The following is a 12,114-nucleotide window of genomic DNA, read 5'->3' as shown; positions in this document are numbered from 1 at the left end:
CGAATCACAGCCTTATGGCCTTCGAGACATTATGCTTCTTTGCGCACAAGACTGTTACCCTGTACCTGCTAGTTTGTACGACTTTTTGCGTAATTTTACCTGCGAGAGGCTCGCAATCTAAAGTTATGCAGTAATAAAGCCGTTCTATCTCTTATACCCACTATTCTAGCTGTCACCTCAGACGGTCACAGCTGACTTATTCCGTGTGTCTCGTGCTGTCGTTATTTCCCGAGAAATGACACGGAACACTTGCTATAAGAATGTTTGTTCCCGTCATATTATACCTCTTTCATATTACGGATGCAAACGATAAGTATTCATTGGGAGTGATTAACTTTTGGACATCACGATTTGGATTGGCATCATTGCAGGGCTCGTAGCTATAGTAGGCGGCTTTCTGATGGATGGGGGAGAATTTAGCGGCTTGTTGCAGTTCACTGCTGCTCTGATCGTATTCGGCGGTACCGCTGCTGCTGTCATTATCAGTTTTCCCAAATCAAAGCTACGTACGATCCCGGCAGCATTGAAAGTCGCCTTCGGGCGTGAAGATATACCTAATGGACGCTATATTAAGGATATTGTGAATATGGCTACCATTGCCCGCCGTTCAGGGGTATTGGCTCTGGAGCGCAATTCAATGGACCATCCGAGTCCATTTTTGCGGGAGGGCATTCAGCTTGTGGTAGATGGCACCGATCAGGAGCAGCTGAAGCAAATGCTGTCCCTGGAGCTTGACGCAGTAGAGCAGGAATATGAGGGTTATGCCAAAGTGTTCGAATCGGCTGGCGGTTACGCTCCTACGATGGGAATCATCGGTACAGTTATGGGTCTGATTCACGTACTCAGCAGCCTCACAGAGCCAACATCTCTCGGACCCTCCATCGCCCTTGCCTTCACCGCTACATTGTATGGAGTAGCCAGCGCCAACTTGATTTTTCTGCCTATCGCCTCGAAGATCAAAGCTCGGGGTGAGCTAGAAGTCCATACCATGGAGCTGCTCATGCACGGAATCATTGCTATACAAAATGGTGAGAACCCTCAGCTCGTTCAGCGAAAGCTAAGCCTGTTTGACCGCACCAGCGGTACGGACAGCCGCAGTCGTCCGATCGCCAAGGCCGAGGAGGGCGTCCATGAGAGTGCGAATTAGAGACAAAAAAGCTGCTCCTGCAAATGATAGCAGAGACCGCTGGCTGATTACTTATGCTGATCTTATTACCTTGCTCCTGATTTTCTTCGTCATTATGTATGCCATGAGTCGACTGGATGCAAGTAAATATGAAGTCGTCTCACAGTCCATTCAGGGGACATTTCGCTCTGCGGACTCCATCCTGGAGCAAGGCTCAGGGATTACTGGCACTGCAGATGTGAATACCAGCAAAAACCCTCCTGCAGCACAGGAGGGCAAGGGCAACGGACCTGGCAATGACGGCCAAGCCGTAAGCGGCGAGGAGCCTGGCTCTGAAGTGATGACCGAACGAGAGCTCGCTTTCCGGCAGCAGGAGCAGGAATTAATGGATCTTATGGGCATGATTCAGGAGTACATCACAGAGAACCAATTGGACGACCAGGTCTTCGTGGCTGACGAGCCACGCGGTATATCTATCACCCTTAGCGACCGATTCCTGTTCGATATCGGCCAAGCGTCTCTCAAGTCAGGCTCAGCCCCTATACTTGATAAGCTCGCCAGTCTATTTCGCAATCTGAATACGCCAATCAGTATTGAGGGTCATACCGATAATATTCCTGTGGGCTCTGGCTCCGCTTACCGTGATAATTGGGATTTGTCGGGTGCGCGTGCCTTATCTGTGCTACGCTTCTTCATTGAACGCAGGCAGCTGGACCCTAAATATTTCCAATATGCTGGATATGCAGATACACGTCCTGCTGGAGATAATTCCACGCAGGCTGGACGTCAGAAGAATCGACGGGTTGAGATCACCGTGCTTCGTCAGCTGCAACAATAATAACTATCTATAGCCACTCATAGGAAATCCCCGACAAGCCTTGTGAAGCATCATGAGCTTATCGGGGATTTTTTTAGATATTCAGGATATCACTGCCCTCAGCCCTTGATGCCAGCCTCATGGGGTCTCAGAATTGTAGCGCCCAGTATAATCAGAATGATGGCCATGCAACCCAGAATGGCCAGCGGGACCATAATATCCGCCCATTCTCCGCCTGCAGCCATCGTCTCAATGGCCTGAATAGCCCATTTCTGTGGCATAAAGTTGGCTAGCTTTTGCAAGAAATCCGGCATGATGGAAATGGGCCAGAAGCAGCCTCCCAACATGCAGGTAGGTGACACGATAAGCGGATTCAGCATGCCCGCATTAGTCTGATTACGAATCATTCCTGCTACCGTGCTGGATAATCCCAAAGCTACAATAGTAAAGAACATCAGTATCACAAAATGCGGTAACAAAGGAACACCATAATCAAATCCGAATATACCACGCGTTACTCCCAAAATGAGCACAATCTGAAAACAGCCTACCGCAAGGCTCCCCATAAAATAACCCAACGTAATCTCTGCCGAGCTTACTGGAGCCATGTACATCCTGGCCAGTATATGTGAATTGCGGTCTCTCGTCATTAGTGTCACAGCGCTGGTCACCAATCCCAGTAGGAATAACAGCATGAAGCCTGTACCATTGCGAAGACCTTGCTTCGGATACAGATTCTCGTCTATTGTCGAGACCGTGATCGCTGGTGTCAGCTCCCTTGCAAGCCAGCTCTGAATCGCAGGCTCACGACGCTCTGTCGGCAGAGACTGCAGCATAGCCATAGTACGACTCATACGCTGGATGGCACTCTCCAGTGTAGCCTTGACAGCATAGCCTGATTCACTAACTGCAATCTCATAAAATTCAACGGAGGGCGCTGCCCCTGATCTCAGCTCTGTCGAGAATGTTTCGGGCACTCGAATGCCAATGACCGCGCGTTTATCCGTCACAACCTTGCGCATTGCATCCAGTTCAGTCATCTCCATTATCTCTATTCCATCCATGGATTGCAGCTCACCACGAATCACCGCCGCCTCTGCTCCTTGATCCTGAATCATGAATGCAACGCGCGGCTCCTCTTCCTGTATCCCACCCAACAACACATAGGTCAACGATACCACGACAGAAGGGAGCAGCAGTAAACCTAATATTCCATTGCGTGTACCTATCGTTCTCCTTATGACATTCCAGGCTATTGCAGCTATAATCGGAATATTCATTGATAGCCCACCTTCCTGTACATCAGTCCAGTGATCAATAGCAGTCCAAGTGCTATCGCACATAAAGCGCTGATGGATGGCCAGATCTGAGCTGGCTCCCCATTCTGCATCAGTAACAGCATGCCTTCCATTCCCCAGTAATTCACAGTCCCCTTACCAATTACGTTCAACCAACCGGGTAATTGAGGAGTCATCCCGCCACTGATAAACGTCATAACAACAATTATCATACTAATGACCGTCGATGCTACTGAAGGTGCTGCTATGCTGAAGGTGAGAATCACAGCCATACACATGGAGATAAAGATAACCAGTATACTGATTATAGCCAGCATCCACGGATGACTACCCCAGTTCACCCCAAAGATCCAGTGGGTCGCCATGATGATGAACAGCACCTGTACCATCGAGACAAGCATATTCCCCAAGATTTTTCCGAAGAAAATATGGTTGCCATGAATCGGAGCAGCATACATTCGGGCTAACGTTCCTAAGCCCTTCTCATTGTTCAGACTATGGCTAACCGTCATTCCACAATACAACATGAACATGATGAGCATGGAGACTGCATAGAACTGAAAGGCCGTATAGCTGCCATGCTCTCCAAGCTTACCAGGCTTCAGCAAGCTCTCATTGGCTTCAGCACTATACCACTGCTCCCATGTCCCTACCTCTGGAGGGGATTCCCTCATAATCATCGTCACCGTCTGGCCTGTGTTGGCTTGCTTCACGAAGTTATTAAATAACGATTCTGCTACCATATTTCTTGTAGCATCTCTGCCACGGATGAGCTCCAGCCGGGTCTGCCCTCCTGTGACAATCTGCTGCTCGAAGTCAGCCGGGACAACGACCGCAAAATCCGCCTCCCCACTGCGAAGCATCTTCTGTGCTTCCTCACGGCTCTCCGTCGTAAAGGAACGGAGCAACTCATCAAGGGATGGCCAACTTATAAAGCTATTCCAGATCTGTTGTTCATCGGCGTTCCCCTGCTGCACGATAGCCACCTTCATAGGTGTCCAATTCAATTCCTGTCTCCCCTCAAAAACAGATGACAGAGCTGTTCCCAATATAAAGATCAGCAGGACAGGCAGCAGAAATTGATTCAACAGCACCACTTTTAGCCGTAGCATACGCTTTAATTCAAACCAAGCAATCGTCAGCATCACATTACCTCCTTAATCCCGCAACAATCGTCCGGTTAATTGCAGGAACAGGGACTCCAGATTGGGCTCCTCGCAGACAAGGGAGAGAATAACAACCTCATGCCGCCCACAAATAAATAGCACATCCTGCAGGCAGCCCTGAGCAGAGGGTAGCGCAATCTCGACACGACCGTTCTCTTCGGCAACACGGGTAATGCGCGGATGCTGCTGCAGCTCTTCCCACGCCGCTTGCTTCCAGCCCGATACCTCCAAGATGATCTTCTCTTCCCGGAACACGCGCTCCTTCAGCTCTTGCTCCGTGCCATATGCGATAATATGACCTTTGTCCATAATCGCTACCCTGTCACTAATCGCTGCGACCTCCTCCATGTAATGGCTCGTATAGATGATGGTCGAGCCCATTCGGTTCAAGCTACGTACCGACTCCAGAATATGATTGCGGGATTGTGGGTCAATGCCCACGGTTGGCTCATCCATGATGATAATCTGGGGACGATGCATGATGGCACAGGCGATATTCAGCCTACGCTTCATACCTCCCGAGAAGGTTGATGGCAGCTCGCGGGCATGCTTCTCCAGACCAACGAACTCCAGCGCCTCAAGTACTCGGTCATTCAGAAGCTGGCCCTTTAGTCCGTATAGCCGTCCGAAAAAGCGAATATTATCCGCAGCACTTACTTGCTCATAGACAGCAATATCTTGAGGCACAAGACCAATATAGCGTTTGATCTCCCTTGCATGGGATTGGACAGAACGTCCATCCACCCGTATGTCTCCTCCATCGAGAGGCAATAGGCCCAGAATCATGTTAATCGTAGTGCTCTTCCCAGCGCCATTAGGACCTAGCAAGCCCACAATCTCCCCTTTATCAATGCTCAGATTCAAGTGATCGACTGATAGCTTGGGTCCGTAACGCTTAATGACATCCTTAAGCTCTATATAAGCCATGGGCTCCCTCTCCTCTTGTGTGATTCATTTTTGCAGCATGTTATCCATTCCAGTGCGCCTGCCATTTAGAGCATTTCTATTGGTCAGAATACTTCTGGCATTACACATGATGATCTGATTGCGCTCACCAGCACTTCTATTTCATATTTTACCTGCCTGAGACCTTCTCGTAAGGTCACTGAGGTCACGACCTTCGGATGACTTAAGTCACCCCAGATGTCCGTACGGCCTGTGATATAATGTAGCAAGCATGTAAAGAATTCCAGCGAACAGGCAGACACTATATTCCTCAAAGCGAGGCTTTGGAGGAGAAATGGAGTAGACCCGGATGAAATCCATACGCCATGATCTGTGGCCCTTGCGGTATGGTCTCATTATCGGACCAGGCTTACTTGGCATGTATGCTCAGGGGGTAGCACTGAGTGATACCTATACGCTTCATTTCTTCTCTTTTCTGGCCTTGGCCGTCATCAGCGATAACCTGCGTCCCGGACGTACCATGATTGCTAGCTGCGGATTGGAGCTGGTGTGCGCAACTGGGCTAAGCTGGTATTATGGTGGTGTATGGTTTGTTCCCGCATTATCGACTATGACACGATACATGGCCTTTCCGAGTAAAAAATCACGATACCTCATGTTGCTGGGGCATTTTGCGTTCCTGATCTGGTCCGCACAGACTTTGCCAGTGCTTCATCAAGGCTTACTGTTGCTCCTCTATGCCGCAGGAGCATTTTTGCTCCATCGACTGTACCGGACGACTGAGGACCGGCGGCTTACAGATCAGCTATACGATGAGCTACGCAAAAAAAACTACGAGCTGAATGATGTCCGCAGCCAGCTACTTCAATATGCAGGTCAGATTGAATTCATCGCTCAGATGGAGGAGCGCACACGTATTTCCAGACATCTACATGATGATATCGGGCATCGGCTTATACGAACCAAGCTGTTATCTGAGGCCGCCCTTCAAGTAACCCCAAAGGATGCCGACAAAGGACTGGAGTTGCTAAGACAGATCCGGGATGAGCTTGCTTCCAGCATGGATAACATGCGTCAGATTGTCAGACGCATTCACCCAGAGCCTCGATTCGAAGATGCATATTCTCTTCATTCCCTGCTGGAGGAGACCGGAAGAGGCACCGGAATCCTCACACAGCTCATCATAGAAGGAAATACCCTTCCTTTATACCCGAGCCTGCGAATTGTTCTATATCAGAATGCACGTGAGGCGATTACCAATGCGTTGCGCCACGGAAAAGCTACCGAGATTACAATCAGACTACACTATACCCGGCATGAAGTTACCATGCTGGTCAGCAATAATGGCTCGCTTCCCAAGGAAGCCAAGCGCCCCATGGGGCTAGGTATGACGGGAATGCTGGAGCGGACCTCGATCATAGGGGGGGAGGTCACCGTTCATTGTACGGATACCCCGTATACGGTAATCACCCGCTTGCCTGCAAGCTACGCTGAGCATCAGGATTTCTATGAGTCTACTTCGCAGCAAGGAGGATAAGCGATGATTCAGGTTATGATTGTAGATGATGATCCTCTCATTTGCGAGAGTATGAGGATGATTCTGGGGCTAAATGAGCATATTCAAGTGACAGGGACCGCTGCCAATGGACTGGAAGCCGTAAGCTTGGTCAAGGGCGGGGTCCAGGCTGATGTAGTATTGATGGACATTCGTATGCCAGGCTGTGACGGTGTTGAGGGGACTCGTCTCATGAAGGAGGCCTCCCCGGACAGCAAAGTACTGATCCTGACAACCTTTGACGATGATGAATTCATTATTGAAGCGCTACGGAACGGTGCCCGCGGATATTTGCTCAAAAATATCTCACCAGAACGGATCATCCAGGGAATCCGGACGGTGCATGATGGAGATATGCTCATTCACCCCGACATCGCCCGCAAGCTTACGGAGCTGCTCAGGACACCATCCCCCGCACACCATGAGCAAAGCATGGCATGGTCGTCCGAATATGGGCTGACGCCAACCGAGGACCAGGTGGTTACCTTGATTGCGGAGGGAATGACCAACAAAGAGATAGCGCAGCATCTCTACCTAAGCGAAGGAACCATTAAAAATTATGTCACGGATATTCTGAGCAAGCTGCACCTACGCGATCGTACCCAGATTGCCATTATGTATTGGAAGAGGCAACAGTCCAGATGACAAGAACAGTGCTACATGCTTTAAAGCTCACAGCACTTATACGACTATTTTTCGCAAAAAAATAGCTGATCAATGTAGGAATATGTCCTAGACTGATCAGCTTATTTATTTTGAACAGGAACATTCGTTGTCTTCCCTACTGTTGTATGCTTCTAGGATTTCGCCGCTCGCTGCTCGCTTCTCTCTGGTAAGGAAGCTGTGCTGGTCCTCGTCTTGCGCCGAGCCCCCTTCTTCATGCCAAGCAGCTGAAGGACGGACATCTGTCTCCCCGATACAGCCCAGCCTGCTGCCTCATCGGGCGCCAGCACCAATCCGAGCTGATGATGATCTCCCTCATACAGCGCACGCTGTAGGAACTTGCTCTCTCCCTGAAGATTCCGTATCTCCAGCTTGCAGAACGCAGCATTCAAGCGAAGCGACCGGTGCAGCTCCTCCTTCGTGTGAATCAAAATTCCATTGGCCTTATAGATCGACTCTCCCGCCTGTATGCCCAAACTTTCAGCAGGGCTGCCTGGCAACACAGCCAGTACACGCAAACCTTCCTCGGGATGCACGAACAGGGGAGGGGCATTCCGCTCCTCGTAGCTGTCGTACCAGAATAAAGCCTCATGGGCTAGGAAAGCGAACAATGCCGCCACGATCATGAATGGACTCCACCATGCAGCAATCAAGCTCAGGCCTAACAGCAGGACACTGTACAGGACCAGCCGCCGGGAGGCCATTCCTGTCTTTTGCCGGGGTAAGAAGCCTGTGGTCATACCACTATAGCCCATCATTACTGGAAGAGCAGCCAACATGTACAGCCCCTCTCCTCCCAATAAGGTAGGCCAAGGCAGGGACAGACCGTCTGTTACTGGCACTAGCAGCAGTAGCGGAACCGGCCAGTAGCTTTGCATAAGATAGCCACCCACCAATCTGCCACGCTTCCCCTCCATAAACACAGGTGTGGCATCTCTCCCCTGCCGCCAAGCGACCAGCAACGCCTCAGCACCATGCAACAGGGCTACAATAATCAGCAGGGCCACCATATCAAGCTCACGGACAGTCTGTGCAACGAGTCCCAGCCAGCCATCCGCACGCCACTCTCCGGTCCAGAGCAATATGGCTTGGACGACACCCAATAACCCGACGGCATAAGCGAAGCACAGGTATCGAATACGGAATAGCATCAGAATCGCAACGGTTACCCATAAGCATACGATTCCGGCTCCTGTTAAATGAATGCCAATGAACATACCGAGAAGACTCACAAGTAGGCCTGCACCCAATCCTGCAATGACCGTCTCCCACGTCTGTCTCACCCAGCTATGCAGTCTGGTATGAAGCAGCCTCCGCTCCAGCTGAATCTGGCGCCAATAGGCTAACGCAACAAGCAGAATCGCAATATAGTAAAAAGGCTGCGCCAGCAGTTGAATGCCCCCGTATAGCAAGCTCCAGCCCCATGGTATAATCCCTTCCAACATTCACTCACTCCTTTCCCGCCCATGATCAAGAACGCCATGCAGGGTTATGTAAGAAAAAGGAGGCTGTCTCCAGCCCCCTTCAGCCCTTCTCTTATTTCGACACGGAGCTTGCGATCTCCTTCCGAATCTGTTCGATTCCCTTCAGCAGCTGCGTGTCATTCTTCGGATCACGTATATTCTCAATCAGCTTGGTTTCCAATTGAGTGGCCGTCTTGGCATCAACGACTCCATTCACCGCAATGCCCTCCTTCTTCTGGAAGGATTTCACAGCCTCTTCTGTCGCTTTGTCAAAGTATCCGTCCTCTCGACCCGGGTCATAGCCGAGTCCTTCCAGCATGATCTGAGCACTCTTGACGTCGGAGCTGTTCGTATTGTATTTCAAGGTATTCTCCTTGTTAATCGGAGCAACCGAGAAGTATTCCGGCTGAGCTACAGCAATGTCTGGCTCAATACCCTTCTGATGAATCCAGCTTCCATCTGGCGTCAACCATTTCGCAATAGTAATCTTCAGCAGGCTTCCGTCTCCCATTTGCTTATCGTAGCTGGTCTGTACAGTCCCCTTCCCGAAGGAATGCTCTCCGATCAGGGTAGCCCCTGCCGATTGCTGCAATGCACCAGCCAGAATTTCGGAAGCGCTGGCACTACCTTTATTCATCAGCACGGTCACCGGATATGGCTTGCTGGAGCCTTTGGACAGCTCCTTCTCACGCTTCTGGTTCTTATCCTCTACCTGAACGATGACTTTGCCCTTCGGAACGAATTGCTGAGCAATATCAATAACGACAGACAAGACACCACCCGGATTGTTACGCACATCAATGACGAGTCCGTTAATATTCTGCTTTTCCAGCTTCGTGAGCTCTTCCTTGAAGCGATCAGCCGTATTTAGCGAGAATTGGGTAATCGTAATGACACCTATACCGTCATTTTCCATATGTGAAGAAACGGTCTCCAGATCAATATCGTCACGGACGATTGTGTATTCCATGGGCTCTGCCGTGCCCTCACGTTTGATCTGGATTTTAGCTTCGCTGCCCTTTGGTCCCCGGATCTTGGATACTGCCTCGTTCAGGTCCAATCCCTCCAGCGACTCACCATTCACAGACAGGATCACATCCTTGGCCCGCAGTCCTGCTTTCTCTGCTGGTGATCCTTTGATAGGAGACACAATGACGACACTTCCGTTCTCAGACGAGACCTCTGCCCCGATCCCTGAGAACGAGCCCTCAATGGATTCCTCGAATTGCTGAGCAGTCTCTTTTCCCATATATGAAGAATACGGATCTCCCAGCGCATCCATCATCCCTTTGATGGCACCATCCACCAGCTTCGTACGGTCAACATCCTGGTAGTATTGGCCCTGAATCAGGTCTAGCGCGGTTTCTATTTTCTTCAGATCGCTCTTGGAGGAGGCGCTGCCTGTGACGCTAGCCAGCAATCCCTCACCTGTTACTGCGCTGGGAATAGCTGCGCCTGTATATGCGAACGTCAGCAAACTTCCACCAAGAAGTCCGATCACCATTAGCATAAGTGCCGTGCCCTTCTTCATCATTTACCTGCTCACCGCCTTTGTATATTTTCACCATAGCTCCAGTATGGGCAACTCATTTTGCCATTATCCACCTTCATGTATCCACATCATCCGATTAGGACTTTGAAGACTCTATGTATCTGGACCTGGCTACCCACATGGTTACTTTCATATTATCGCTTGTTCAGCGTAGGATATCAAACACGAAACCCTATTCATATCCAGATCAGACATGAATAGGGCTGCTACTAGCGCTTGTAATAGTTCATATGAGCTTACAGATATTTGTTCGGATTCACCGGAACGTTATTCTCACGGACTTCAAAGTGGAGGTGAGGACCCGTGGAGTTCCCCGTAGAGCCGACCTCGGCAATTTTTTGACCACGCTTGACAGTCTGTCCATTGCTAACCTTGATCCCCCCACTACGGATATGCCCGTAGAGAGTCCACAGCCCATCGCCATGATCAATGATGACCGTGTTGCCATAACCACTCCACCATTCCGCCAAAATGACTACGCCATCCTCGGCAGCATAGATCGCAGAGCCTTGAGGTGCAGCCATGTCAATTCCCGTATGCATCTTTCCTCTTACACCCGTAATCGGATGGGTTCGCGGACCGTAGCCGGAGGACATGCGATAGCTGCCAATCGGCATACCCATAATACCACTGCCACCCGAGAAGCTGGCCGGAGCTGTGGAGGCCGATCGCTTAGCTGCTGCCTTACGTGCTGCCGCTGCTCGCGCAGCCTGCTCAGCCTTCAGCTTGTTCTGCTGCTGAATGAGCGTGGAACGCTTGCTCGCCAGCTGCACGAGCATCTCATTCGCTTCATCCGAGATATCCCCTGCTGCGATGATTTGATCATCATAGCCAGCAATCAGCCGTTGCTTCTCCTGTTCCTTTGCATCCAGCTCTTTCCGTGCATTTTGCTTGATCTCATACAGACTCTTTGCATAGGCATACTCTGAATCAAGCTGTTGCTTCTTGGATACTACCAGAGCCTTGTCCTTCTTGTGCTCATCGAGGAGGAACTGATCCTGGTCCACGATCGTCTTGATCGAATCAACACGTGTTATGAAATCATTAAAATTCGTTGATGATAGCAATACATCCAGGTAGGACACGGTGCCGTCAGTATACATAAGACGTACTCGTGTCTCCAGCGTCTTCTCACGAGCACTGATCCGGTTCGTTGCTTCCTCAAGCTCCTTCTTCGTCTGGCGCAAGCTTTCCTCTGTGTTCTCAATATCGAGTGCTACGCGGGCCAGTTGGTTACTGACATCCTCAATCTGCTGCAAGACAATCTCAAGTGTCTTGATCGTCTTGTTCTTGTAATGCTCGGCTTCCTCTTTGTCCGCCTCTGCTTGTTGTTGTTGCTTCTTGAATGATTGAGACTGACTATCCAGCTTATTAATCTCCCTGTTGACTTCCGACAGACTCTTGGCTTGTCCCTGTGCGGGCTGAAAGATCGTGGCAATCAGCAATGCGGCAGCCAATACAGTAACTGTTTTTTTCAACTTGCACTCCCCATCCTTTGTTCCAATATGAAGCCGGGATTCCCCGCTTGATCGTTATCCAGCAGTCAGGCGATCTGAATCATGACGTCC

10 protein-coding genes are annotated in these 12,114 nt (G+C 50.2%); 4 read left to right on the top strand and 6 right to left on the bottom strand.

Features of this window, described 5'->3' with window-relative positions; translation table 11 throughout:
- Positions 1–337 precede the first annotated feature (337 nt).
- Both D328_RS0124250 and D328_RS0124245 read left to right on the top strand, forming a co-directional pair.
- Positions 338–1,147, top strand: coding sequence for a flagellar motor protein (locus D328_RS0124250; RefSeq protein ID WP_018887648.1), 810 nt, complete (start codon positions 338–340; stop codon positions 1,145–1,147).
- The gene (locus D328_RS0124245; RefSeq protein ID WP_018887647.1) at positions 1,131–1,964 is read left to right on the top strand and encodes an OmpA/MotB family protein; all 834 of its coding nucleotides are present in this window, start codon (positions 1,131–1,133) and stop codon (positions 1,962–1,964) included. Before D328_RS0124250 ends, D328_RS0124245 begins: the two co-directional genes overlap by 17 nt.
- A gap of 98 nt (positions 1,965–2,062) precedes the next feature.
- Here D328_RS0124245 and D328_RS0124240 read toward each other — a convergent pair whose 3' ends face one another.
- The 3 genes from D328_RS0124240 to D328_RS0124230 are packed head-to-tail and all read right to left on the bottom strand — an operon-like array spanning position 2,063 to position 5,334.
- On the bottom strand, positions 2,063–3,223 hold the full coding sequence (locus tag D328_RS0124240; protein WP_018887646.1) for an ABC transporter permease: 1,161 nt from the start codon (positions 3,221–3,223) through the stop codon (positions 2,063–2,065).
- Positions 3,220–4,386 (bottom strand): ABC transporter permease, encoded by a 1,167-nt coding sequence (locus D328_RS0124235; RefSeq protein ID WP_018887645.1) that lies wholly within the window; start codon positions 4,384–4,386, stop codon positions 3,220–3,222. Before D328_RS0124235 ends, D328_RS0124240 begins: the two co-directional genes overlap by 4 nt.
- A gap of 12 nt (positions 4,387–4,398) precedes the next feature.
- Positions 4,399–5,334 carry an ABC transporter ATP-binding protein gene (locus tag D328_RS0124230; RefSeq protein WP_018887644.1) on the bottom strand — a complete coding sequence of 312 codons (936 nt, stop codon included), beginning with the start codon at positions 5,332–5,334 and terminating at the stop codon, positions 4,399–4,401.
- 328 nt (positions 5,335–5,662) lie between these two features.
- Between D328_RS0124230 and D328_RS30085 the strand changes: the two genes are divergently transcribed.
- Positions 5,663–6,850, top strand: coding sequence for a sensor histidine kinase (locus D328_RS30085; protein WP_018887643.1), 1,188 nt, complete (start codon positions 5,663–5,665; stop codon positions 6,848–6,850).
- 3 nt (positions 6,851–6,853) lie between these two features.
- Positions 6,854–7,513: a response regulator transcription factor gene (locus D328_RS0124220; protein ID WP_018887642.1), complete on the top strand. Its 660-nt coding sequence runs from the start codon at positions 6,854–6,856 to the stop codon at positions 7,511–7,513.
- Positions 7,514–7,665: 152 nt separating this feature from the next.
- Here D328_RS0124220 and D328_RS0124215 read toward each other — a convergent pair whose 3' ends face one another.
- The 3 genes from D328_RS0124215 to D328_RS0124205 all read right to left on the bottom strand — a co-directional run bounded on the left by D328_RS0124215 (position 7,666) and on the right by D328_RS0124205 (position 12,024).
- Positions 7,666–8,976 (bottom strand): PDZ domain-containing protein, encoded by a 1,311-nt coding sequence (locus D328_RS0124215; RefSeq protein WP_018887641.1) that lies wholly within the window; start codon positions 8,974–8,976, stop codon positions 7,666–7,668.
- A gap of 91 nt (positions 8,977–9,067) precedes the next feature.
- Positions 9,068–10,528 (bottom strand): S41 family peptidase, encoded by a 1,461-nt coding sequence (locus D328_RS0124210; protein WP_018887640.1) that lies wholly within the window; start codon positions 10,526–10,528, stop codon positions 9,068–9,070.
- 254 nt (positions 10,529–10,782) lie between these two features.
- Positions 10,783–12,024 (bottom strand): murein hydrolase activator EnvC family protein, encoded by a 1,242-nt coding sequence (locus D328_RS0124205; RefSeq protein ID WP_018887639.1) that lies wholly within the window; start codon positions 12,022–12,024, stop codon positions 10,783–10,785.
- Positions 12,025–12,114 lie beyond the last annotated feature (90 nt).

The organism is Paenibacillus massiliensis 2301065 = DSM 16942, from assembly GCF_000377505.1.
Classification (GTDB): domain Bacteria; phylum Bacillota; class Bacilli; order Paenibacillales; family Paenibacillaceae; genus Paenibacillus; species Paenibacillus massiliensis.
This window is presented reverse-complemented; position numbering and strand designations above follow the sequence as displayed.

Bases quoted from the DNA above. Each gene is read 5' to 3' on its own strand.
- D328_RS0124230 (WP_018887644.1), bottom strand. From the start codon at position 5,334: ATGGCTTATATAGAGCTTAAGGATGTCATTAAGCGTTACGGACCCAAG.
- D328_RS0124235 (WP_018887645.1), bottom strand. From the start codon at position 4,386: ATGCTGACGATTGCTTGGTTTGAATTAAAGCGTATGCTACGGCTAAAA.
- D328_RS0124215 (WP_018887641.1), bottom strand. From the start codon at position 8,976: ATGTTGGAAGGGATTATACCATGGGGCTGGAGCTTGCTATACGGGGGC.
- D328_RS0124220 (WP_018887642.1), top strand. From the start codon at position 6,854: ATGATTCAGGTTATGATTGTAGATGATGATCCTCTCATTTGCGAGAGT.
- D328_RS0124210 (WP_018887640.1), bottom strand. From the start codon at position 10,528: ATGATGAAGAAGGGCACGGCACTTATGCTAATGGTGATCGGACTTCTT.
- D328_RS0124245 (WP_018887647.1), top strand. From the start codon at position 1,131: ATGAGAGTGCGAATTAGAGACAAAAAAGCTGCTCCTGCAAATGATAGC.
- D328_RS0124240 (WP_018887646.1), bottom strand. From the start codon at position 3,223: ATGAATATTCCGATTATAGCTGCAATAGCCTGGAATGTCATAAGGAGA.
- D328_RS30085 (WP_018887643.1), top strand. From the start codon at position 5,663: ATGAAATCCATACGCCATGATCTGTGGCCCTTGCGGTATGGTCTCATT.